General features: G+C 53.5%; 18 protein-coding genes. 11 read left to right on the top strand and 7 right to left on the bottom strand.

Annotated features, from left to right (window positions below; all coding sequences use genetic code 11):
- Nucleotides 1-493 precede the first annotated feature (493 nt).
- Nucleotides 494-4399: a filamentous hemagglutinin N-terminal domain-containing protein gene (locus NDI52_RS16000; RefSeq protein WP_190773266.1), complete on the top strand. Its 3906-nt coding sequence runs from the start codon at nt 494-496 to the stop codon at nt 4397-4399.
- 71 nt (nt 4400-4470) lie between these two features.
- On the top strand, nt 4471-6981 hold the full coding sequence (locus NDI52_RS15995) for a CHAT domain-containing protein (protein ID WP_190773267.1): 2511 nt from the start codon (nt 4471-4473) through the stop codon (nt 6979-6981).
- Between the two features lie 220 nt (nt 6982-7201).
- Here NDI52_RS15995 and NDI52_RS15990 read toward each other — a convergent pair whose 3' ends face one another.
- Nucleotides 7202-7921, bottom strand: coding sequence for a bifunctional 4-hydroxy-2-oxoglutarate aldolase/2-dehydro-3-deoxy-phosphogluconate aldolase (locus NDI52_RS15990; protein WP_199307667.1), 720 nt, complete (start codon nt 7919-7921; stop codon nt 7202-7204).
- A gap of 77 nt (nt 7922-7998) precedes the next feature.
- On the opposite strand from NDI52_RS15990, the gene NDI52_RS15985 reads away from it, so the two are divergent.
- Nucleotides 7999-8394: a TMEM165/GDT1 family protein gene (locus NDI52_RS15985; RefSeq protein WP_199307670.1), complete on the top strand. Its 396-nt coding sequence runs from the start codon at nt 7999-8001 to the stop codon at nt 8392-8394.
- 59 nt (nt 8395-8453) lie between these two features.
- Nucleotides 8454-8744, top strand: a complete 291-nt coding sequence (locus tag NDI52_RS15980) for a TMEM165/GDT1 family protein (RefSeq protein WP_190770279.1) — start codon at nt 8454-8456, stop codon at nt 8742-8744.
- Nucleotides 8745-9039: 295 nt separating this feature from the next.
- Here NDI52_RS15980 and NDI52_RS15975 read toward each other — a convergent pair whose 3' ends face one another.
- Nucleotides 9040-10701 carry an ATP-binding protein gene (locus NDI52_RS15975; RefSeq protein ID WP_199307666.1) on the bottom strand — a complete coding sequence of 554 codons (1662 nt, stop codon included), beginning with the start codon at nt 10699-10701 and terminating at the stop codon, nt 9040-9042.
- 351 nt (nt 10702-11052) lie between these two features.
- Between NDI52_RS15975 and NDI52_RS15970 the strand changes: the two genes are divergently transcribed.
- Nucleotides 11053-12564 carry a UDP-N-acetylmuramoyl-L-alanyl-D-glutamate--2,6-diaminopimelate ligase gene (locus NDI52_RS15970; RefSeq protein ID WP_190770280.1) on the top strand — a complete coding sequence of 504 codons (1512 nt, stop codon included), beginning with the start codon at nt 11053-11055 and terminating at the stop codon, nt 12562-12564.
- Nucleotides 12565-12645: 81 nt separating this feature from the next.
- Here NDI52_RS15970 and NDI52_RS15965 read toward each other — a convergent pair whose 3' ends face one another.
- Nucleotides 12646-13740 (bottom strand): HAMP domain-containing sensor histidine kinase, encoded by a 1095-nt coding sequence (locus NDI52_RS15965; protein WP_190770281.1) that lies wholly within the window; start codon nt 13738-13740, stop codon nt 12646-12648.
- A gap of 2 nt (nt 13741-13742) precedes the next feature.
- Nucleotides 13743-15056 carry a hypothetical protein gene (locus tag NDI52_RS15960; protein ID WP_190770282.1) on the bottom strand — a complete coding sequence of 438 codons (1314 nt, stop codon included), beginning with the start codon at nt 15054-15056 and terminating at the stop codon, nt 13743-13745.
- Nucleotides 15057-15375: 319 nt separating this feature from the next.
- Here NDI52_RS15960 and NDI52_RS15955 point away from each other — a divergent pair, with 319 nt between their 5' ends.
- The 3 genes from NDI52_RS15955 to NDI52_RS15945 all read left to right on the top strand — a co-directional run bounded on the left by NDI52_RS15955 (nt 15376) and on the right by NDI52_RS15945 (nt 17632).
- Nucleotides 15376-15573 carry a hypothetical protein gene (locus tag NDI52_RS15955; protein ID WP_190770283.1) on the top strand — a complete coding sequence of 66 codons (198 nt, stop codon included), beginning with the start codon at nt 15376-15378 and terminating at the stop codon, nt 15571-15573.
- 229 nt (nt 15574-15802) lie between these two features.
- The gene (locus NDI52_RS15950) at nt 15803-16405 is read left to right on the top strand and encodes a DUF721 domain-containing protein (protein WP_190770284.1); all 603 of its coding nucleotides are present in this window, start codon (nt 15803-15805) and stop codon (nt 16403-16405) included.
- Nucleotides 16406-17317: 912 nt separating this feature from the next.
- Nucleotides 17318-17632 carry a hypothetical protein gene (locus NDI52_RS15945; protein ID WP_190770285.1) on the top strand — a complete coding sequence of 105 codons (315 nt, stop codon included), beginning with the start codon at nt 17318-17320 and terminating at the stop codon, nt 17630-17632.
- Here NDI52_RS15945 and NDI52_RS15940 read toward each other — a convergent pair.
- The gene (locus NDI52_RS15940) at nt 17574-18722 is read right to left on the bottom strand and encodes a TonB family protein (protein ID WP_348256466.1); all 1149 of its coding nucleotides are present in this window, start codon (nt 18720-18722) and stop codon (nt 17574-17576) included. The two genes, NDI52_RS15945 and NDI52_RS15940, sit on opposite strands and share 59 nt — an antisense overlap.
- Nucleotides 18723-19188: 466 nt before the next feature.
- Between NDI52_RS15940 and petN the strand changes: the two genes are divergently transcribed.
- The gene (gene petN / locus NDI52_RS15935) at nt 19189-19278 is read left to right on the top strand and encodes a cytochrome b6-f complex subunit PetN (RefSeq protein WP_075599400.1); all 90 of its coding nucleotides are present in this window, start codon (nt 19189-19191) and stop codon (nt 19276-19278) included.
- 13 nt (nt 19279-19291) lie between these two features.
- Complete coding sequence (locus NDI52_RS15930) at nt 19292-19438, top strand: hypothetical protein (RefSeq protein ID WP_190770290.1); 147 nt, start codon at nt 19292-19294, stop codon at nt 19436-19438.
- A 292-nt stretch (nt 19439-19730) separates the two neighbouring features.
- Here the strand turns inward: NDI52_RS15930 and NDI52_RS15925 are convergent, their stop codons facing one another.
- Nucleotides 19731-21446 (bottom strand): alpha/beta hydrolase, encoded by a 1716-nt coding sequence (locus NDI52_RS15925; RefSeq protein ID WP_190770713.1) that lies wholly within the window; start codon nt 21444-21446, stop codon nt 19731-19733.
- A gap of 170 nt (nt 21447-21616) precedes the next feature.
- Entirely contained in the window at nt 21617-23659 is a 2043-nt protein-coding gene (ligA, locus tag NDI52_RS15920) for an NAD-dependent DNA ligase LigA (RefSeq protein WP_190770712.1), read from the bottom strand.
- A 220-nt stretch (nt 23660-23879) separates the two neighbouring features.
- Between ligA and NDI52_RS15915 the strand changes: the two genes are divergently transcribed.
- Nucleotides 23880-24371 carry a hypothetical protein gene (locus NDI52_RS15915; protein ID WP_190770711.1) on the top strand — a complete coding sequence of 164 codons (492 nt, stop codon included), beginning with the start codon at nt 23880-23882 and terminating at the stop codon, nt 24369-24371.
- The last annotated feature ends 36 nt before the right edge of the window (nt 24372-24407 follow it).

Below are 24407 nucleotides of genomic sequence, written 5' to 3'. Positions count from 1 at the left end.
TGTCAAATAAATCTTGATTTCTCAAAAGTGTATCTAAACATTAAGTGTACCCCTGTTTGGCCAGGATATGGGGGCGAGAGAGGTCTTTCTGACCTTGTCTTGCAATAATCTGCCAAAAGTGATGGGTCTGGTGAAACAACGCCCAGTCATTTTGATACAACGACTGGCGAAACACATCCCACGTTAAAGCACCCAGCCGTTGCCGTTCCTTGACGGATTCTACAAAGTACGTTTCAGTAGCTAGCCATAGCCGTCCCTAAAGTGTTTGGGGTGATCCCTCAGGAAAGCTCTGTCATAAGTATTTGAGTATCGTTACGTAATCATGAATTTATTTGCCAGCGGAATTATACTCGGAGAGCTTGTATCTCCTTGAGGATTGTTGGGCGATCGCCTCCCCTGGGGAATCGCCCCCTCCATGCACCGTTTTGCATAGTGGCCATCCGAAGTACATCGCATCGATTCCATTCCACCGCTTCATCCTGAGGTCATCGCCATGTCTGCCTTCTCTCGCCTCTGGTGGTTAGTTCCTGCCGTGACGCTCTCGTGGTGTTGGACGGCTGCGGCAGGATGGGCGCAGTCGATCGCCCCAGCTCAGGACGGAACAGGAACACAGGTAACTCAGGATGGAAGCCGCTATGACATTGATGGGGGGACATTGTCGAGCGATCGCCAAAACCTCTTTCACAGCTTTGAACGCCTGGGTCTGAGCCCCGACGAAATTGCCAACTTCCTCGCCAACCCGCAGATTGAGAATATCTTGGGACGGGTAACGGGTGGGGATGCCTCCGTTATTGATGGGTTGGTGCGCGTCAGTAATAGCAATGCCAACCTGTACTTGATGAATCCCGCAGGGATTGTATTTGGCCCCAATGCCCGCCTGGATTTAGCCGGTTCTTTTACAGCAACGACGGCTACCGGCATTGGGTTTGATGATGGTTGGTTTAGTGCGGTAGGCACGAATGGCTATGATGCGCTGGTCGGGACACCGTCAAGCTTTGCGTTTGAGTTGGGGCAACCGGGGGCGATCGCCAATTTAGGAACTCTATCCGTTGATGAAGGTCAAAGCCTTACCTTGATCGGCGGCACGGTTGTTAACACTGGTACGTTAGAGGCTCCAGGCGGCACGATTACTGTGGCAGCGGTACCAGGGGAAAATCTGGTGCGGCTGAGCCAGGTTGGCAGCTTACTGAGTGTTGAGTTTGAGCCGCTATCTGGAGGATCGAACCCGGTCGCTTTGACCCCGGCTACGTTGCCGGAATTGTTGACCGGTGGGAATTTAGCGAACGCTACCGCGCTGACGGTGGATGCCGATGGAACTGTGCGATTAGGTGGGTCTGGAACTATTGCCACTACTCCGGGCAGCACCACCATTTCGGGCTCCCTTACAACAGCTTCACCCCAGACGGCTGCGAATTCTGAGATTACCGTGGTAGGCGATCGCGTTTCCCTCATCGGAGCCACGGTGAACGCCAGTGGAGAGGGCGGTGGTGGCACGGTTCGCATCGGTGGTGATTACCAGGGGCAAGCAACTTTGCCTGCTGCCAGTCAAACTGTAGTGGATGGGGGGACGGCGATCGCTGCCGATGCTCTTACCACAGGAGATGGCGGGAGAGTTATTCTCTGGTCTGAAAACGGTACCCAGTTTAATGGCACCCTGACCGCACGCGGTGGCTTAGCAGCTGGTAACGGCGGCTTTGCAGAAGTTTCCGGTCGCAACGGGTTGAGCTTTGATGGGACCGTGGATGTGAGTGCCCCAGCCGGAACGATGGGCACCCTGCTGCTCGATCCAGCCAGCGTCATCATTGGAGCCGTAGGGACTGACGATGCCCAACTGGATGACGGACAAATTCTTGCGGGTGATCCGGGTGGCACCTTTTTCATCACAGCGGATCGGGTTGCTCAGTTGCTGAACACAGGCAATGTCATCATTACCGCCAGCAATAACATTGATATCACCAGCGCCATTAACGCTTCTGCCAATACATTGGTGTCTGACCTCACCCTCACAGCACCCGATATTTTGTTGGATGAGGCAATCACGCTCAACGGTGGTAATTTGACCTTCAATGGTGATGTCACCGTAGGAAGTGCATCTTCGGCCCAATTAGGGGTTGGGTCGTCTACTGGAGGAACTGTTACCTTTAATGGCACAGTGGAACGCCCGGTGGGATTTCGGCGGTTGTCTGTGAGTGCAGATACCGTTGCCTTTAACGATACTGTTGGCAGCGCAAACCCCTTAGATATTCAAATCTTTGGGCGTGATGTGTCCTTCCTGAGTAATGGAACAACACAACTGGATGGCTTTTTCCCTTCGCTTACTGGATCTCTTCAATTAACAGGGCAGAACTTTAATATTCAAAATGCCACTATCAACACCCGGGGTAACCTGAATGCCCAGGTGCAAAATTTTGTTCTTACCGAGAGTTTTGTGGATGCAGGTAACGTGGCGGTGCAGGCTGTCACGATGAATTTGAATGATTCAACGGTGCGATCGCGCCAGGATCTCACTCTCCAGTCTCAAACTAACCTTGGTATTCGCAACAATGCCATCTCGGCCAACTCCCTGATCGCAGCTCGCAATTTGCAAGTTACCGCTCAAACAGGAACTCTACAAATCCTTGATTCTGCTGCAGATGCGATTGTGTTTGAAGCGGGTAATAACATGACCTTGCGGGGTGGTGGTGGCATTAGCCTGAATGCTTTGACGAATACAGGTTCTGTCTTCCGCAGTAATGGGGATATCACATTAATCAGCAACAATGCGATTACGGCGAATGGACGGTTCGGGGCCGGGAGTGATTTCGCAGTGCTGGATGCTCTGGGTAATCCCCGTGCCTTTACCACCACAAACCAAAATGCTAGCAGCGTCATCAGTGCTAGTGGCAACGTGACGTTTGGGAATTACAGTGGCGTTTCGCTTTGGGTAGAGGCTCTGGGCAGCATCCAGGGCGGCAATATTGACATTACGGGGCCAAATACAGCCCTGACCGGAACTGACCCAGAAGTTGCTCTGCTGAGCACCACAGGGTCTGTGGTTTTGCGGGCAGGGGTAACGCAATTAAGTAATCCGGCTAACCTGGGGGCTCCAACGGCCCTTGGGGGCACAACGTTTACTCCAACGACGGCCTCTGGCGGCAATTTGACTGTGGGCAATGTCACCGTTGGGTTTGATGGACGGGTGGTTCTCTCAGCCCGTGGTTCTATACAGACGGGCGACATTTTAGGTGGTGAGGGTATTCGTTTAAATGCTGGTGGCAACATCACGACAGGGAACCTGAATACCAATATTTCAGGAGACTCGCTAGATTTTGGGCAAGTGCGGCTCACCTCAGGTGGTGACATTACTGTAGGGGCTATTGATGCGGGGGCAGGTGGTGTCGATGTCACAGCGGCGGGGGCATTTCGGGCTTTAGGCTATGGAGCAGGTTTGCTGGAGACCTTTGTGCCCTTACGCGGCAATACCCAACTCATCAACTACTTGATCAGCCAGGGAGTACCTGCCAGTTTGTTTGCTGATCCAAACAACGTTGCCGAGTTTATTAGCATTCGCCCTGGCTCCTCAAATGGCACGTTTGACCCAACCAGGACAGATAACACACTGTTTCCCGTAAGTATCTTGACTCGTCCCAGTAGTAGTGTCGTGACCAGCAGTGGGTTTAATGCCCCGGTTGTGATTCGTTATGGTGGGGCGGGAGCCTCTACCCTGGTGGACAATCAATTTACTGTGGAAGGACGACCCGGACGGATTACTGTCATCGGTGCTGGGGAGTCTTTTTCAACGGGGCCACTGACGACAACGGCTAATCCTACTTTGGTGCCAGAGGATGCCGCAAATACCTTCGCGACTTTCGACCCCAACAATCCCTTCAACCTTCGTCTCAACAACACCTACGGCTTGGTGCCGAGCAATGTTGTGAATAATGCCAGCGGTACAGTGGGGGCGATCGCCGTAGGAGCCGGCACGAATGTCAACCTCTACGGCTCATTGCAGAACAACACTTTTGCGCCGATTCCTCCCGATAATGGCGGTGGCCCCGGTGGTGGTCCTGGTGGTGGTCCTGGCGGTGGCCCCGGTGGTGGTCCTGGCGGCAGTCCTGGTGGCGGCCCCGGTGGTGTTGGCAGTGGTGGCAATGGTGATGGTGGGTCAGGGGCTTCAGGCAACAACGTGACTACAGCTCAGTTGGAGAACGACGAGAGCAGTACAGAAACTTGCCCTGTAAACCCAGGGCTGACTCCCAACACCCCGGAAACGATCGCCCTCCGCAGCAGCGAAACCGCAGCTTCACCCTGTACAACCCGATCTGATGAGGAGCCAGTGCTACGGATTGAGCCGGGAGTTGTCCCTCAACTGGCAATTCCTCCGGGGGCAGCAGAGCCGAACACCTCTGATTCTCCTTGATACCCCTTATGCACCGATCGCGCTTGAGTCGCTTGGTCAAATTCCTCAGCTGCTTGCTTTTGGGTCTATGTTTGAGCGGAATAGGGACACCGCTAGTTGCCCTGAACCTGCCAGTAACCCTGGCTGTGGAATCAGCACCTACCACTTCTCCGTCCTTATCGGAGCAGGCCTTGGAGCTATTTTGGCAGGGCTACCGGCTTTATCAAGATCAGCAGGTGGAGGCGGCGATCGCCCCCTGGCAACAAGCCCTCACCCTCTATCAGCAAGCCCAGGATCGTGCGGGAGAGCGCTCTACCCTCAGTGCCCTGGGTTCTGCCTATTTAAATCTGGAGGATTATGGGCAGGCGATCGCTCACTTGGAGCAATTTCTGAGCCGAGTCGAGGCAGAATCCGCACCTTTGCCTGAGGCAGATCGCTTAGCTCAGGCTCAGGTACTCAGCAATTTAGGCGTAGCTTACCGCGAAGTCGGACAATACGCCCGAGCGGTAACCGTGCAGGAGCAAGCTCTCCATCTCATGCAATCCCTCGGAGACGCTTACCAATCTGCAACGGGTCGCGTGTGGGGCAATCTAGGCAATGCCTATGCGGCTGTGGGGGATTACAATGCCGCAATTCAAGCTCATCAGCAGGCACTGGCTATTGTGCAAGCGCAGAATGATGCGGTGGGCGAAGCGGAGACGCTCAGCAATCTGGGGGTGCTCTATGCCAATGAGGGCGACTATGACGAGGCGATCGCCCAGTACCAGCAAAGTCTGGTGCGGCTCGAAGCTCTGGGTAGCCAACCCGAACCAACCCGCTATCACCAGGCTCAGGCACACCTACTCCTCAATATGGCGTCGGCTTACCATGCGAAGAGCGATCTGGATCGCGCAGAGGTTTATTATCGTCAGAGTTTAACCCTGGCGCAGGAGGTAGGCGATCGCTCCCTGGAGGCGATGGGCTTGGGCAGTCTGGGGATGGTGCAGGAGGAGCGAGAGGATCTGGAGGGGGCGATCGCTTTACAGCGGGAGAGCCTGGTCATTGCACGAACCCTGGGCGATCCGCGCCTAGAGGCAACCGTACAGAATAATCTCGGCCATACTCTGTTTAACCAGGGCCAGTATCGAGAAGCAGAGGAGTTGCTGCGGCAGGCGATCGCCCATCTCGAGTCCTTGCGCCCTGGTCTGTCGGATCTGGATAATATCGCCCTGTTTGATAGTCAGATATTCAGCTACAACCTGTTGCAGCAAATTCTCGTGGCTCGGGAGCGCTACGAGGCCGCATTGGAGGTATCGGAGCGGGGGCGGGCGCGAGCCTTTGCAGAACTATTAACACGTCGCAGCAATCCTGGCTTCCCGTCCGATGTGCTGCCACCGCCTACGGTGGAGGAGATGCGAGCGATCGCCCAGCGTCAGAACGCCACACTGGTGGAGTATGCGATCGTGGCAGATGATGCATTTCGGTTTCAGGGGCGGCAGCGGGGGCGGGAGGCAGAGTTATTAATTTGGGTGGTGCCACCATCGGGGGCGATCGCTTTTCGTCGTGTCGATTTACAACCTCTCTGGGATCAAAACCGCTCGAGTAGCTCCCTGAGTAATCTGGTTGCTAGTAGCCGCCGTGCTTTGGGGGTGCGCGGCGAGGAGCGCGATGGTGCCAGTGCAACTAGCTTCGATTGGCCCAAGTTGCAACAACTGCATGAACACTTGATTGCCCCCATCGAGGATCTCCTGCCTGCGGAACCCACCGCTCCTGTCATCATCATTCCGCAGGATGCGTTGTTTTTGGTGCCTTTTGCTGCGCTTCAGGACACTGACGGTCGTTATTTAATTGAACGCCACACCTTGCTCACAGCCCCCTCCATTCAGGTCATTGGATTGGCCCAGGCTCAGCAGGGCCATCGTGAGACGAGAACAAGCGGTGATGCACTCGCCTCGGTGCTGTTGGTGGGTAACCCAACGATGCCCGCAATATCGTCTAAACCCGGTGATCCACCCCAGCCTCTGGCTCCTCTGCCCGGTTCTGAGCAGGAAGCCCGAGACATCGCCCGATTGCTCAATGTGCCTGCTCTTTTGGGTGAACAAGCCACAGAGGTAACTGTACGCGATCGCATGCCTACAGCCCGCATTATTCACCTGGCAACTCACGGTCTGTTGAACTATGGTCAGGCTCAGCAGGGAAGGGGGCGTGATATGCCGGGGGCGATCGCATTAGCTCCTTCTGAAGAAAGGCCCGCCCTTGGTTCACCGCCACTTTCCTCTGCTGAAACCGATGGGCTTCTAACCACCGCCGAAATTCTCAGCCTGCGTCTAAATGCCGATCTGGTGGTGTTAAGTGCCTGTAACACGGGTCGCGGCGAAATTACGGGGGATGGGGTGATTGGTTTATCCCGCTCCTTTATCTCGGCAGGTGCCGCCAGCATCATCGTTTCCCTGTGGGCCGTGTCTGATACCTCCACAGCCTTTGTCATGACCCACTTTTACGAGAACCTGCGCCAGGGGCAGGGTAAAGCCCAGGCCCTACGACAAGCTATGCTGGATGCCAAAAACGAATATAATCACCCATTTGACTGGGCCGCCTTCACATTGATTGGTGAGGCTCAATAATCTGAGTTCGGGTTAAGGAGATTTCCAGATAAGAACTTCCCCATTATTTGGAAAAAAGGCGCGGCGAAGCCGCGCCTTTTTTCCAAATAATGGGGATATTGTTTCTCAGAAATCTCCTAAGGGCGTTAGATCGCAAACGAGCGTTTTGGGCGTACCGAAGCATACCCATAATGCTCAAGAACTAGAGGGATAGTGTGGCTCAGTAGGTTTGAAGCCGCCCTTATGCTTTATCCATTCCGCTATGTATAGGCGAGTGTCCATTGGCTCCTATCAAGAAGCTGTGAATTCGTTGGCGCAGGGTTTGAGCCAGATCAGTAATTTGCGACCAATCTCCTGTGGCGATCGCCTGCTGTGGAAACAATTGCCCGGAAAGGCCTACGGCGATCGCTCCTGCCTCTAAAAAGGTGCGCGTATTCTCCAGTGTCACACCCCCTGTCGGAATCATGGGAATCTGACCTATCGGCCCCTGCAAGCAGCGCAGGTAATTCGCTCCACCTACCGATTGGATTGGAAATACCTTCACTGCCGAAGCCCCAGCTTGCCATGCCGTCACAATTTCTGTGGGGGTTAGAGTACCGGGCACCATTGGCACATGGGCTCGATCAGCTGTTTCGATAAGACGAGGGTTTGTGTGCGGGGTAAAGAGAAACTGGGCTCCGGCGGCGATCGCTTCCTCTACCTGGCTTTCGGTCATCAATGTTCCGGCACCAATGGTGCAGTGGGGTAAAGTTTCTCGCAGGTGAGCAATGAGATGGGCCGGACGATCGCTATTCCAGGTAATTTCAATCAGCCCCATGCCGCCGGCCGCAACGGCTTGGGCCATTTGAAAGCCCAGAGCGAACTCAGGAGAACGGATAACGGCGATCGCCCGCTCTTGGCGCAGTTGCGATAACCAGTCAATGGACATTAAGGATGAAATTTGGGATTGCGTTCCAGACATTTCCACAGGATAATGAAAAGAATATGAAAAATTAGTCCGCCAGGCTGCCAGTGACACTTACTTCCAACTCCCCAACCTTGGCTTCAGACGCTCTAACTTCGGTGACTCCTGCTCCTTCCCTAGCGGTCACCCCGGACGAAACTCTTTCCGAGACTCCGGCCACAGTAGAACCTCAAAATTGCCTCACCTGGCAGGCCGAGCTGCAAATTTTCCTCTCTACATTCTTCACTATTTTTCTGGCCGAGGTGGGAGATAAAACCCAACTGACCGTGCTGCTCATGAGCGCCGAGTCAGGTTCTCCATGGACGGTGTTTTTGGGTGCGGCAGTGGCGCTCGTGGCAACGAGCTTATGTGGCGTGCTGCTAGGGCGTTGGCTTTCCTCTCGGATTTCCCCAAAGGTTTTGGAGAAATCCGCTGCGGTCTTACTGCTGGGTATCGCGGCCTTGTTGTTGTGGGATGTGAGCCAGGGCTGACAGAATTTTACCCTTGTTTCCTTCCTGTCTTAAACCTCTTTCTCCTGGAGCCTGGAGCGGTGAATTTACAATTATTGGGTTTGACCTTTGTAACGGTTTTTATTTCTGAGTTAGGAGATAAAAGCCAGTTGGCCGCGATCGCCCTTGGCAGTAGTTGTAAATCCATCCGGGCGGTATTTTTGGGGGCTTCTCTGGCGCTGGTACTGGCAAGTTTTCTGGGGGTTTTATTAGGAGAAGGGGTTGGCACACTCCTGCCAGAACGATGGGTGAAGGCGATCGCCGCCATCGGTTTTATTATCATGGCGTTCAAACTACTCCTCAGTCGCGAAGACGATACAGAAGCTGCGTAGTTTTGACCATGAGTTACGCCATCAGAAGCTATGCCAGGGCTATAAAGAGTGCGTTGAGTTTGTCCCTCATGTGCTGAAAATTTTGTAATGACGCTGCATGCAGTGTCATTACAAAATTTTCAGCACATGAGAATCTTTTCAGCAATTCTCATTTTGATATCCAACCCGAAAATAGCCCGCCGAAGGCGGGCTATTTTCGGGTTTCAAAGCTGAGAGTTCGTGCCCGACGGGCACGAACTCTCAGCTTTGAAACCCATACTGAGAATTGCTGGAATCTTTTGGTGAATCATGCAGGCTAAACGGGAGTATAGCCTTTCACCAGTTTCAGAATGGTTTCGACGAGTAGCGCTGGCTCTAATGGTTTCGGCATGTGTTCCTGAAAGCCTGCAGCCAGGGCTTGTTGGCGATCGGCTTCGCTGATGTAAGCGGTAAGGGCGATCGCGGGAATTTGACTGGTTTGCGTTACTTTTCGAATGTGCTGCATTAAAGTGTAGCCATCCATCTCAGACATGCCAATATCGCTGAGCAGAACGTCGGGTTTGCATTGGGACAGCGTGTCGAGAGCATCCGATGCTGAGGAGGATGTGGTTACCCTGGCACCATACATCTCCAGGGCAAAGGTAATCATCTCGCGGTTGTCGGCATCATCGTCCACCACCAGGACATGAATGTTGTCCAGTCTGTCCTCGTTTGTAGGAAGGTTCGTAGAAACTGGCATGGATGGCGTGGCCGCTAGGGGAATTTGCACCGTAAAGGTTGCCCCTTGGCCTTCTCCATAGCTGGCAGCGTGAATGCGGCCCTCATGTTTATCAACGATTTGTTTAGCGATCGCCAATCCTAAACCCAGGCCGCCATAGGTACGTGTTGTCGTGCTATCCGCCTGTTCAAAATGCTCAAACACATGAGGCAGAAAATCGGCGGAAATACCCCGACCGTCATCAATCACCTGGATCTGGGCAAAGACATCAAAATAATTGAGTTGAATAATAATTTTGCCTCCAATCGGGGAGAACTTAATGGCATTCGACAACAAATTCCAGACCACCTGCTTTAAGCGGTTCGCATCACCCAAGGCATAGTGTGGAGTATTCTCAAACTGTGTAATTAATTGAATTGACTTTGATTTTGCCATGGAATGAACTGTCTCCATGGCATCTTCAATAATGGGAATTAGAGGTGTTGGAACAATATTTAAAGTGAGTTTATCCCGCAAGATCCGAGACGTATCGAGTAGATCATCGATCATCTGTGCCTGTAATTTGGCATTGCGTTCAATGGTTTCTAATGCTCGTTGGGTTACCTCTGCATCCAGTTTTTGCAAGAGTAGCAATTTACTCCATCCCAGAATTGAATTAAGGGGCGATCGCAACTCATGGGCCAGCACCGCCAGAAACCTATCTTTTAAGTGATTGGCTTGCTCTGCTTCCTCTTTTGCTGCTTGGGTTTCCAGTCTGAGCTCCCGTTCTCGGCGCTCACTGATAATCTTCTGCGTTGTTTCATTGACGGCAATAAAAATGCCTCCCACTCGGCCCGATTCCTCCCAGATGGGCGTATAGGAGAAGGTGAAATAGCCGATTTCAGGCTGTCCAAAGCGCTCCAATTGGAGGGGCAAATCCTCCGACCAGGTAGCCTTTCCTGTGGCGACGACCTGATTCAACATCGGGCCAACTACGTCCCAAACTTCTTTCCAGCACTCGCTTCCCGCTTGCCCGAGGGCTTTAGGGTGCTTGCTGCCTGCAATAGAAATATAGGCATCGTTGTAGAAATGAATGTAGTCTGGCCCCCACAGAATCTGCATGGGAAACTTGGACAACAGCAAAACCTGTAATGTGACCTGAAGGCTTTGGGACCAGGTTTCAATAGGCCCTATCGAGGTCGAGGCCCAGTCAAAGGCTTTGATCCGAGCCCCCATTTCTCCACCCTGTTCAAAGAGATCAGTCAAAACTCCGTTTTTCACGTGATACTCCCTGCATTTCTGGTGCTGTTTTCGATGGGTGGTTGGTTATTGTGGAAGGAATGCTTCGCGCCCCTTCCACCCACAGTAACCAACACAGATTTGAAATTTCACCCAGCTATTTTATAGCGTTACTCAATGAGACGTTAATTATTTATTCCCTTGAAAGATAAAAGGTGATCCTCTATGGCGGAATAGCGCTAACATCAGCCTAAACTTACGCTAGAGAAGGGTCAGGGTCTGCTTCAACGACAATTTTGTAAGATAACTTGCCTCAGGTTGTCAAAAGGAAAACAGAAAAATAGGGGTGGGGATCATTCACAATAGGGGCAGCAGTTGTGAGGAGATTCTGACATGAAACTGAAGGAACTACTGGCCACCCTGTCGGACATGTCTGGACTGCCAGAGCATCCAGCCCTTGACCAGGAAGTGACAGGTCTTTGTACCAACTCCCATGCCTGCAAACCGGGAAGTCTGTTCATTGGGATGCCGGGAACGCGGGTGGATGGCGGCGAGTTTTGGGTCAGTGCCGTGGAATCGGGAGCGATCGCCGCCCTCGTCTCCCCCTCAGCGCTGCAAAACAAGCCTCCCAGCAGTAGTGAGTTTCCCAATGCGTTGGTGATTGCAGTGCCAGATATGGCGATCGCCTGCGCGGCTGTCTCCGCCGCCTTCTACGATTACCCCAGCCGCAAGATGCAGCTAGTCGGCGTGACGGGTACCAATGGTAAAACCACCACGACTCACCTGATCGAATTCTTCCTGCAACAGGCTCAGAAACCTGTCGCTCTACTGGGTACTCTCTACGCACGCTGGCCGGGTTATCAAAAAACTGCGGTTCATACGACTCCCTTTGCCCTGGAGTTGCAGGAGCAACTTTCAGAAGCAGCCCAGGCCGGTAGCCAGATGGCGGTCATGGAAGTCAGTTCCCATGCTTTAGCTCAGGGACGCGTGAGCGACTGTACGTTTGAAGTGGGGGTGTTCACCAACCTGACGCAGGATCACCTCGATTACCACAAGGATTTAGAAGATTACTTCCAGGCCAAAGCCTTGCTCTTCAGTCCGCAATATTTAGCGGGACGGGCGATTATCAATTTGGATGATGCCTACGGAAAGCGTATTGCCTCCAGTTTAGAGGTCGGTCGCGTCTGGACCTATAGCACCCAAGACAGTACTGCCGATCTGTGGACGAGCGACCTGGTTTATGAACCCGATGGTGTGAGTGGCATTCTCCATACTCCTGTGGGCAACGCCTCCTTTAAGTCTCCGCTGGTGGGGCAGTTCAACCTGGCAAACCTGTTAGCGGCAGTGGGAGCTGCTCTGCACCTGGGAGTGGATGTGGAAACCATCGTAGCGGCGCTGCCCCGGTTCTCCGGCGTACCCGGTCGAGTAGAACAGGTGCAAGTGCAACCCAATCAAGATATTAGTGTGATTGTGGATTATGCCCACACCCCTGATAGTCTGGAAAACTTACTTAAGGCATCCCGACCTTTCATTAAAGGGCGGATGATCTGCGTGTTTGGATGCGGGGGCGATCGCGATCGCACTAAACGCCCTCAAATGGGCAGCATCGCCGCTCGCTTGTCAGACTGGGCCATTGTCACCTCCGACAACCCCCGTACTGAAGATCCTCAGCGCATCCTGGATGACATTGTGGCTGGGATTCCCGAGGGAACTAACCCGCTGGTGTTGGGCGATCGCGCCCAGGCCATTCGCACCGCTATTTTAGAGGCGAAGCCTGGGGATGGCGTTCTGATCGCAGGCAAAGGGCACGAGGACTACCAGATCCTTGGCACCGAAAAGGTCCACTTCGACGATCGGGAGCAGGCGCGTGTAGCACTAGAGGAGCGGTTTGCGGTAACGGCCTAAGAGAGAACTTTGGGAGAAAAGGAGTGGGGCGGCGCAACACGCCGCCCCACTCCTTTTGTTAAAAAAACTTTCAGCCCGTCCTCAAGCCATGGGCAACGAAAACCGAAACACGCTTCCCCTTCCTAACTGGCTTTCTACCTCAATGGTGCCGTTCTGCAATTCCACCAGACGGCGGCAAATGGCGAGGCCGACGCCGGTACCGCCAGAGTTGCGATCGCGCGATCGATCTGATCGCCAAAACCGTTCAAAAATGTGAGGGAGATCTTCGGGGGCAATACCGATACCAGTATCACTGATAGCTGTCCAGACGCGATCGCCTTCTTCCCAGGCGGTTACGTGAATTGTTCCCTGCGGAGTGTAGCGCATGGCATTGCTGATCAAGTTGACCAGAATCTGTTCAATGCGAACCATGTCTCCCCGGACGAGGGGCAAATCCAGCGGCTCATCCAGATGTAGGGTAAGCTTTTCATTCTCTACCAGTTGATCCGAAAAGCGCTGCACGACAGACTGCAAGATGGGGTAGAGGGCCGTGGGCTGAGAGTCGATGGGGAGGTAGCCTGCCTCAATTTTGGATAACTCCTGTAAGTCATTGACCAGCCGCCGCATCCGGTTCGTTTCCTTCGATAGGAGCTGGTATAGCTCCGGCGATGCCTCCAGAGTACCGTCGCCCATGCCTTCCAAATAGCCTTCAATAACGGTCAGGGGAGTACGCAGTTCGTGGCTCAAATCCGTGACGAGATCTCGCCGCCGCTGCTCGACCCCCTGCAACCCCGCCGCCATACGGTTAAAACTGCTGGCAAGCTGATCGAGCTCAGGAATTTCTTGAGAAGGCAGTCGCTCTTGTAAGTTTCCAGCCGCAAACTTCTTGGTGATTTCCTCCATTTGGATCAGCGGTTGCACAATCCGCTTTGAAACTAGATAACTCAAAATGCCTGCTGTGCTGGCACCTACCACCACAGACCAGAAGGCTCCCCGGTTCCAGGCATACTGAAACCCCTGTATCAGGTCTCGGCGAAATGGCCCCACGACAATCTCCCGTCCCTGAATTCGCTCAAGGTACAGGATAAAGTACCGGGGAGATGAAATTTTGCTGATCACTACCAGCGTAAGGGTTCCCAGCAGTGTAACCAGCAGGTGGGACAGAAACAGCCGGGAACCCAGAGCTAACTTGGACATTGCTAATTGGATTCAGCCCGATAGATTCTGGCTCGGATACCTTGCTGTTGCAAATCCTGAAGTAGGGATTCGGCGCGGCCTTCTTCCTGAAATGCTCCAAACTGGACAACCGCACCAATCTCAAAGTTGCGCACATAAGCGTCGCCTACAGCACGGCGAGCTGACTCCAGGCTGCGATCGCCTGTATAGTCTGTCACGACATAGTAATAGGCGGATGGCCGCGATGGGGCGGCTGCTACTGTAGGTGCCGGTCGTGACGGTGCCGGACGAGAGGCAGCAGGGGATGGAGCCGGACGGGAAGCAGCGGGTGCCGGGCGAGAAGCTGGACGGGCAGCAACCGAGGGCCGGGTTGTAGGGCGTGGAGATGCGGCTGGAGCCGGACGGCTGGCGGTGCGAGATGGGGTTGCCGGCCGGGAAGCGGGAGCTGTGTTGGCGCGTTGAGAAGATGCAGCCGGGCGACTGGCTGAAGGAGAACTGGCCGCTCGGGATGGCTGGGCTGCTCGAGCAGTATTCGGAGCAATGGAGGGAGCTGCTGTTGGAGTGCGGGGAGTCGCAGACGTCCCTGAGCTTGAGTTGACAGTTGGAGGTTTCGGTGTTGTTGAGGCTTCGGAAGTTCCATCCTCAGGCAGTGTGCTGAGGGTGTCCAAATTCAGATCACGAAATTCTTCGCTTGATAGGTCTGGGTAGAAGGAACTGGGCTCATTGCTGGCGGTGGTTGTGTCTGGGGTTGTAGAAGCGGCTGTGCCAACCTCATTAGCTGGAGCTTTGGCGCTCGTGAACGGCAGTCCGTTCGGGTTGGTCATGATGTACCCCAGGGTCACACTGGAAAGTAGCAGTAGCACCATGGAGCCTACCCCAAGCGGAGTCAGGAGCGTATCCATCAACCGAGGAGCTGACTGTGACTCTGTGCGCAGCTCAGCTTCGTCTTCAGCCAGGCTACGGAGCAAATGCTCAGAGGATTCCAAATAGTCTGGATATCCTTCGGTTTGGGGAGGGGTAAAGGGCTTGGAGGGAGCTTCGGGCGCTAGAGGAGCGGTGAAACTGGGTTCAGGTTGTAGATTGGCAGCCAGGTTTGGAGCGATCGCCAACGCAGCAGTCTCCGCAACGGGAGGAGCGGCTTCGATCGCGCTGACTCCGGGGTCTGTGATCGGCTGCCCTTCTCCCCAGCGAGACTGGACGGGCGATCGCCGTCGTGCACGCCGATAGCGAGCCAGTTCGTCCTCCAGGCGCACATCCATACAGTGCAGCGTTGTCTGAAGCACTGGATGTAGATCTGTCAGGGGTGCAGCGGAATCAGTGGATGGACGGCGAGGCATGGGTCTTTCTCCTGCCATGGAAGGACGCAACGTATAGCCGGGTCGAGGGGTATGCCCTCTATTCTATTGATGATGACTGATAATAATAGCGAATTTTAATAAAGTCAGGGGTAGAACTCGTCTGAATCGGCAATTCTCGCCAAGAACGAGACTGGAAGGTCGGGCTCTACCAGTATGAACTTCTAGCCTCGGAGCTCAAATCTAGCCGTCAGCGGTCCAGTTTAAGGATTGATTGCACGTAGGAAATTGTTGCGCCTGCATCGCTGGGGCCACTGCTTTTAAGAGCTGACAGAACTTACGCATTAATGTTGGGTGTCGTGTGAAAAGCACACCCAACATTAATGCTCTGATAGAGCGGACTTGCGTAAGCCCTGAGCTGAACTGTAGCCAGGTTCATTTGAGTTGCGGCGGTGGGAGAGCTGAGGACTTAGTCTTTAGCTCTCCCACCGCTGTAACCGTATTGGGTGAGCCTGCCATCAATGAACGCCTACTCGAAGGCAGCATTTTTGATCCGTGAGAGAGGGGGATCACCGAATTCTTTAGCAAATTTAATAACTAGTGTGGCTGTACCATATATAGTGGACAATGTTCGAGTAAAAAGCACAACTACGCTAAATCTGGTAAAGCCATAGGAGTCCTGTTGATAGTATGAATTGACGTTAGATTGGTATCGATTGATGTCGGCTAGGGTATCGGTAGACTCGGGATTCGTTAATCAATTTTGAATTGAAGGTTTTGGAAATCTTATGGCGTGGCGATCGCTCCACCAAGTACTAGGTTCTTTTGAGCAGGAGCCCACCTGGAACCATCGGCAACAGTTTCAGCGCTTGCTGGCTCACTGGCCCGAGGTGGTGGGAACAGCGGTTGCAGCCCAAACTCGTCCCATTGCGTTGCAACGGGATGTACTTCAGGTAGCGACCAGTAGTTCGGTGTGGGCACAGAACCTGATGTTTGAGCGGCAGCGTATTCTCGATAAGCTCAACTCTCAGCTATCTTTAGCCGTTAAAGATATTCGCTTCTCCACAGCTCACTGGTATAACGGCGGGGCAGAAACGATCGCTTCCGAGTCGCAAAAGATTTGGCAGCAACATCCCAGCCGTACAAGCGGCCCGGGGTCTGTGATTGTGCCTCCGGCTCCTTCGAAGGATGCGACGACAGCGTTTCAGGCTTGGGCAGGGCGAGTGCGATCGCGCGCTCAACACTTGCCGCTGTGCCCTGACTGCCGTTGTCCTACGCCAGAAGGGGAATTGCGGCGCTGGTCAGTTTGCTCGTTATGTGCTGCAAAAGCTTGGGCTCCCGGTGGAGACAATGCTTCAAAGGATGAGTCTGTGCCCGACCCATCCGTTTAACTTGAGATGTTGGCAGGGTGGACAAAGCCTTCTTAACGTTATAGGGGCGTGCTTTGTAGCCCTACGTAATTTTGTACCAAACCTGAGTTTGGGATATGGGCTTTTCGAGGGGCGCGCAAAGCGCCCCTCGAAAAGCCCATTTTGATGTGCGCGTTGGGCCATGCCTTCCCAAAATTAGTTTTTTGAATAAATTCTAGGTGGTAGAAATACAGTCCCTGTGTTTGAGATGAAGGTGCAAGCACCTCCATCTCAAACACAGGGGCATTGAGCTGTCAATCTAGGCCCTTGTGGGAGTCATAACCGTGCCGCTACCCCCATCAGCAGTTCTTATTTTGGAATCAAGCCTGAAAACCGCTCGCCTGAGGTGAGCAGTTTTCAGGCCTCAAAGCCCACTATGAGAATTGCTGCACTTCCACAGAAGATGCAAGGTGTCGATGCGTCATTCTAAGTATTTGCTGGATTGCTGCTTGGTTTTGCCGAGGTTTCTTGGGGCTACTGGTACTACACCAAGAAGATTTTTTGAGGATCCGAAAATTTGCCTAATAAAAGTGAAATTAGCTCAATCTCTGGGTGGAAGCGATCGCTAAATTGTTTTTTAACTCTGGAAATTCCTACTGGAAGATTGTATTTCTTTCCATACTCCTGGCTTCCTGTTTCCGATGATCCCCGATCAGTTGCTCTTGGAATGAGAGGGTTCTTAGGTTTGTAAAGGATAATACCTACTACAGAAAAACTAGTGCTTTTTTTCTGTGTCTTTAATTAACCGAAAACGGAAGAGAATGTAAAACTTGTTTTTTATTTGGGATCGCTAGAACCCTTACAAAAATAAGGTCTTGAGTGGGTTTTTTATAGAAAACTTCGATCGAAACCCAACGCAGAATAGGAGTACTTCCTCCACTATCAAATCTTCCAATGAGCAGCATTTCTCCCAAAGTTTCCGCATGCCGTCATTGCCTTTATTACCAGGTTGAAGGGCGTCGGGGCGGTAACTGTCATCAGCTGGGGGTTCCCGTACAGGCTCAATGGAAAGCGTGTCCTTTAGCGACACCCTGTTTTGCTGAATCTTCCGTTAAAACAGACGAAGATTTACTCTATCAACCAGCGCTTACCCCTGTTATGGAAGTGATCCCCACCGTTGCCGTCATGGAAGTACCAACTGCGGCGGACGTCATTCCGATTGCGGGTGCGGTGCGGCGATTGGTGCGGCCTCCCTCCCTGATGGCGTAGCAGCTGTTGTGGGTGTCGCGATGGTGTAATTGAACGTCATATTGATCCCCAAGCGCTCATCGGTCATCTCATCATTAAAAGCTTGAAAGGGTGCTGCATTACGCACAGCCTCCAATGCGGCTTGATCGGCTGCAGCAGAACCGGAGGGCTGTGTTAATGCCACCTGTCGCAAATTCCCCAGGCGGTCGACCTCCAAACGAACGATCGCCTGACGGCTAACATCCAAAGGAATTCGTTCCCACTGAGCAATAATTTGGGCATTGACCTGGGCAGCGTAGGCTCCCCGTAACTCATCCTGCTGGGCGGCAACCTGTACGGGGCCGTCCTGGTTGGTGTAATCCGGGTTCGGTGTTCCTTCTAACCCTGTGTTCGCAGCGATAGGCTGGGTTACCGAGGCGGGTGTTGCGTCTGCGGGGGCGCTTTCAGTGGGGACGCTCGCCTCTAAAGTTTCAGCCTCTGATATCGCCTGCGGCGAGGGAACTTCTGGCGGTTCGGGCAATGGGAAAGGCTGTGCAGCGGGATCAACTTCAGGTTCTGGTGAAATCGTGCTCGGAGAAACCACTACCTCAGAGGGCAACGTTGGGACCGGTGTAGAGAGGGATGGGGCGACCAAAGGGGGTGGGGTCGTGGGTGCATCAGCTGTTACAGCTTTTGCTTCTTCGACGGGCGGAGTTTGTGATGCCGGAGGGGGCACGTTATTTTGGGCTGGACGCACTTCTCCTGGGATGTTGAGAGTAGCCGCATTAACGGGTTTAGAAGCGTCTTCAGCCAGAATTGCTTTTTGTGGAGCAGCGGTTGCTTTCCCAGCATTAATCGGTAAGTTAGGCCGGTGCTCACCCTGAGCTTTGGTATTAGATTGCGCTCGTCGAGGGGTATTTTCTACAGACGCATCATCGTCAGCATCAATATAGATGAATTCAATGGGAGTGCTGGCGATCGCCTCTGGAGCAGTGGCTTGCCATTCTTGCCAACCGACAAATCCGGCAGCCCCAGCCCCAGCATGGAATGCTATAGCTGTTACTAAATAGAACAGAATGCGATCGCCCCGGGGAGCCGCAAACTGAACGCGATACTTTCGAGCAAGACTCATTCCTCACCACCCAAAAACCTGGAAGACCTTAGCCACGACCGAAGCTGTCACGATAAGCTTCTACGCCATTAAAATTGCCTTCCCGCTAAAAATTGCCTTCATCTAATCACACCTTCAGGTGTTTGACGACCGTAGCCAACCCTAACTCGATGCAAGAGATATTTAGCACGCTGCGCTGCTGATCTCTCCGCATTAGGATGGTACTTCCGCTATTTTGTCAGATGTTGCGGAAGCACCTATGTCATCGAGCAAAGTAACGCTATATTTGGCAGATTTATATAGGCTTTAAAACTGATTTGCAAGTCTTGGAAAGGGTTGATGCTTCATACGCAGTATCAACCCTTTCCAAGACTTGCAAACGGATTCTTAGAGGGATAATGGGATCGTTGCGGCTGGCTCTAAGGCTATCCAAAAGGCGGTATCATAGGCGATGAACGCTGTGTTATGTCAGTTGGGTACTGCACTTATGGATATCTTGACCTTGGGCTGGGTTTCGCTGCTGGTCGTTTTTACCTTCTCCATTTCAATGGTGGTGTGGGGACGTAACGGTTTCTAGATGAGCCTTTCCAATGCCCATTGAGATCTCACCTCTGATTATTCTGTCTACAGTTGCCCTGCTGTTGATGTTGCTGGTTACGGGTGGTGTGGCTTATCTCACCGCCATCGATTGGCGCGATCGCCGCCGTCAAGATCAGGAGCGACGGGGTAAGCGGTAGCTACCTAAGAACCGTCTATATAAAAAGGTGCAGCGTAACATGCTGCACCTTTTTGCGTTCAACAGGACTGGTCATCGGCTCAGGCGGTTTTAAGAGTCATTTTCTTCGTAACCTGAGTTCGGGTTAAGGGCGTTTTCGAGTGCCGCGCAACGCGCGGCACTCGAAAACGCTCATTTTGGCGTGCGCTTTGCGCACGCCAAAATGAGCACTTCAGCTTATCCCGAACTGAGGTTTCGTACGGTAAGCGCACGAAAAAAATGACTCTTTCATCCAGTTTTAGAGTTCCTCCAAACTATCGGTTGAGAGGAATTGCCTCAACCAGGGAAAGCACGCCTGGGGAGAAGTTACGAACCAGGTCAATGGGCAAATCGGGTTGGCTCAGATAGCGGGCATAGGCCGGAGTAAGGTAATTCTCCAGAGAGCCATCATTTTGCAGATAATGCCCAAAAAAGGCCAGGCTGAAGGCTGTGAGATACTGATGAGCGATCGCCGGGCTTGGTCCTACCAGTTCCGAGGGCAGGGTGACCGTAGCCGTCTCGCCTTCTGGAATGTCGATGGCGGAAAAGTGAGTTGCATTTTCCATCATCAACAGATAGCGATCGGGTATGGCCAATTGAGAGAAGGGGGTGATCTGCTCCGGTAGGGCCGGAGTGACGGTATCTGCACCACCCGACACTACCATGACAGGAATATCGACCTGAGCCAGGGCCGTGCGATCGAGCAGGCTGCTACCTACAGTGTTAATGGCAAAAATAGCTTTGACCCGCTCATCTCGAAAGTTGAGTTGATCGGGAATGGGCAAATTTAGCACATCACACTGCAATAGCAATGAGAGATTGAGCGAGAAGGTGATGGTGTTTGTCGCGGCACAATCGGCTGCCAACTGGGTACGGTTGAGAGGAACCCCGGCCAGAGCAAAAGCGGTATAGGCTCCGAGGGATTGTCCCATGACCCCAACGTGCTGCACGTCATACCGTCCTCGCAAGGTCGGGTCTTGCTGGGCCCGGCGCTCCAGTTCGTCGAGCAACCGGGTTACATCTAGAGGGCGATTGATGAATTCACTGGGTTCTGTGACCTGCTGGGCCCGCCCCTCAATCAGGGCTTCCAGTTGTTGGGTGTTGCTTCCGGGGTGCTCGGGTACCGCCACGGCAAAGCCATGGGAGGTGAGGTGCCGGGCCAAATAGGCGAAGGTATCCCGGTTTGACCCCAGACCATGGGAAATGACTACGATAGGAGGCGGTGGTTGATTCAGTTCCAGAACGGGGAGGTACAGGTCAACGGCAAAGGTGCGATCGCGCTCTGTATCGACTAGCTCAAAGGTGTATTGATCAATGCGAAAAGACCCACGCCGTTCTAGTTGTGGTAACTCTGAGAAGTTGGGCGAGGGGGTGTTATCAATCGACTCATCAGCTTCTGCTTCGATGGCAGCGATCGCCCGCTGGGTCTGAGTTACTTGCCGCTGCACCTGGGCAACAATCTGGGAGGTTTGGGTCAGGTCAATTTGCAAGCCATCCAGGGGGAAGTGTTGCAGCACCGTGAGGGGAGTCAGCCCCTCTGGGTCAAAGGCCGCCAGCACGAGAGCCGCTCGAAGGGCACGAGAACCCGATCGCCCGGACTCTGTGCGCACAACGGCTCCCAATTGTTCCAGCAGAGCTTCTCCCTGATCGGTATAGAGAAACTGGGAAATGCCGACCGGAGAAAGGTCAAACCGTGTCCTGAGTAATTGTCGAAACTGTTCGACCTGTTCAGGGGTAAAGGCTCGCGTGTAAGACTTGAGCTCCTGAGGTATGTCTTCGCTGGCAGAGAACTGTTCGAGGGTTTCGATGCTGATGCTGCGTTCGAGTAACCCATAGGAAAGGGTAATCCGCTCGGCGGCATGAGCAGGGGTCAGAGCCATTGCTAGGGGCACAATCCATCCTAACCAACGTTCCCAGCGCCAGGGCGTTTGTCTCGGACGCCGTCCAGCCAAGGCACGATCCCCCAACTTTAAATTGTGATACCTGCTCATGGGGGTAATCCGCTACGCTATCCAGTGCCGCCGCTTGTGCCCGGTCAATCTTTAAGAGTCAGCTACTCGGCTCTTAAAAAGTAAGTTTAAGAACCTTTTTGTAGATTCGCAGACCTGACAAAAATTCTTGACAGAGCACCAGGGGCAGCAACCTAATAATATGGATGAGCTTATTGTTTCAGAAGTTCCAGGAGTTCTGCTTCCGACAACTGGGTGATTCCCAGGGCGATCGCCTTCTCCAATTTTGATCCCGCATCTTCACCCACAACCACGTAATTCGTCTTCTTGCTGACTGAGCCCGTTACTTTTCCACCGGCTTGTTTAATCAGCTCGGCAGCATCATCTCGGCTGAGGGTGGGTAGGGTGCCGGTCAAGACAAAGGTCTTGCCCGTGATGGCAGTGACTGTGACAGATTTCTGGCTGGGTTCCGTTGCTTCTAACGTAACGCCCGCCGCTTTGAGTTGCTCAATTAAATAGCGGTTATTGTCTTTTCGAAACCATTCATAAACCGACTGAGCAATTTCGGGGCCAATGCCGTGAACCTGGGCGATCGCCTCTGTCCCTGCCGCCGCCAGTGCATCCACCGAAGAGAAGTGCTCGACCAATACCTGAGCATTTACTGCTCCCACATGGCGGATTCCCAAACCGTAGAGTACGCGAGACCAGGGTTGAGATTTGGATTGGGCGATCGCCTTCACCAAATTCTCTGAGGATTTTTTCCCCATCCGTTCCAGGGTTTGTAGTTGCTCGGGGGTCAGGGTGTAGAGATCGGATACTCGCTTGAGGAGACCGTGCTTGGCGAACTGCGCTACCCACTTTTCCCCCAGGCCATTAATATCCAGCGCACTCCGGGAAGCCCAGTGGATGATGGCGCCTCGCACAATAGCGGGACACTCAGGGTTAGGGCATCGGGTGACAGCTTCCCCTAACGGTTTGACCAGAGCGGTGCTGCACTCGGGGCAGTGGGGTGGCATTTGATAAGGTGTCGTTCCTTCGGGGCGCAGGTCAACCAGCACGCGCACGACCTCGGGGATAATTTCCCCAGCTTTGCGAACGATGACCGTATCTCCCTCTCGTACATCCAGGGCGGCTACGAAGTCAGCATTATGCAGGGTAGCCCGCTGTACAGTGGTGCCCGCTAGTTGGACGGGGTTGAGTTCCGCTACCGGGGTGACGGCACCCGTCCGGCCGACGTTGACGGTAATTTGCTTGACGACGGTGGGGGATTCTTCGGCGGGGTATTTGAGGGCGATCGCCCAGCGGGGAAACTTTTGGGTAAAGCCCAGCCGTTCTTGCAGGGCAAAGGAATTGAGCTTCACTACCAACCCATCCGTTAGATAAGGCAGATTGAACCGCTCTTGCTCCCAACGGTTCGTAAACTCTTGCAGCTCGGCCAGAGAGCGGCACAACTGCCGATTGGGATTGACCCGGAAACCCATTTTCTGAAGCTGTTCCAGGGCTTCCCACTGGCTTTTCAGGGAGCCATGCCCCTCCTCACCATTGACAGGAATTTGTAGAGTATAGGCAAAAAAGTCCAACCGTCGCTGGGCCACAATCCGCGAGTCGAGTTGCCGCAAGGTTCCGGCAGCAGCGTTGCGGGGGTTGGCAAACAGAGCTTCGCCAATCTCCTCCCGTTCCCGATTAATCTGCTTAAAGGATTCCAGGGGTAAAAACGCCTCGCCACGCACTTCAATGCGAGGGGGCGGATTGTCCAGTTGTAGCCGTAGAGGAATGGTGCGAATGGTGCGAATGTTCTGGGTGATGTCTTCCCCGGTAACGCCGTCACCTCGGGTTGCGCCTCTGACCAGGAGACCGTCTTCGTAGGTGAGGGCGATCGCCGACCCATCAATTTTCAACTCAGACACATACTCAAAGTCGTTCACCTCTGGTGCTACCCGCTGCCAGCGCATCTGCCAGGTGGCTAACTCATCCACATTAAAGGCATTTTCCAGGCTGTAAAGCGGAATGTTGTGGCGCACCGAATTAAACTGGGCGGCGGGCCGTTCGCCCACCCGCTGCGTAGGGCTATCGGGAGCGATCAGGTCGGGGTATTGGGCCTCCAGGTCTTGCAATTCTCGGTAGAGCTGGTCATAGACCGAGTCAGGCAACGTCGGCGCATCCAATATGTAATATTCGTAACTGGCCTGGTTCAACTGCTGTCGCAGTTGGGCTGCCCGTTGCTGGGCTGTAAGGGGTGTCGCCAACGATGTCACAATTCCTCTCCTTGTCTCTCCTTTGGCTAGTCTAAAGCAGCAATTCTCAGTATGGGCTTCAAAGCTGAGAGTTCGTGCCCTTCGGGCACGAACTCTCAGCTTTGAAGCCCGAAAATAGCCCGCCGAAGGCGGGCTATTTTCGGGTTGGATTCCAAAATGAGAATTGCTGAGTCCAAAGGCTTTTGTAGAGGTCGGGCGGATGTAGTCAGCAATTCCGGCCTTGGCTAAAACCTCATCAGAATTGCGGGAATGGAGCCTGCCTTACTGCCAGAACTTGTGTCATTCGTCCTATCTTTCGGTATCCTGCGAAGATGGGGAACGTTCCGGAGCGCTGTCCGGGCGAGAGTGCCCCCTTTCGACTCTCATGCGTATTTGGGTTACCCCCTTTCTCGTTCTATTTGTAGTGTTTTTTGGTGCAGCGGAGCTGTATCCCTGGCTGTCGAGCCTGGTGGGGTCGCCGCCAGGGGTTTTGGTGGCAGGCATTTTGTTAGCGATCGCTTCCAACCTTGATAAACTTCCCAAGCAGCTAAAGCCAGGGAGCGCTCAAGGTTTGCCTGGCTCCACGCAACCAGCTTCAACCCCGATCCCTGCTGCACCTCCTCAGACCCAAGTTATGCCGCCTAAAGCATGGTCACCGTCCAGCACGGCTCCTGCTCCTCCCTCGACGCCTTCCCGCTCCATCTCCTTCACAATTAAGAAGCGGGACTCGTAATCTTTGCCCCTAATCTCTACACCAGGCAGAACTGCT

Source organism: Leptolyngbya sp. PL-A3 (genome assembly GCF_039962325.1).
Classification (GTDB): Bacteria; Cyanobacteriota; Cyanobacteriia; order Elainellales; family Elainellaceae; genus Vacuolonema.
This window is presented reverse-complemented; position numbering and strand designations above follow the sequence as displayed.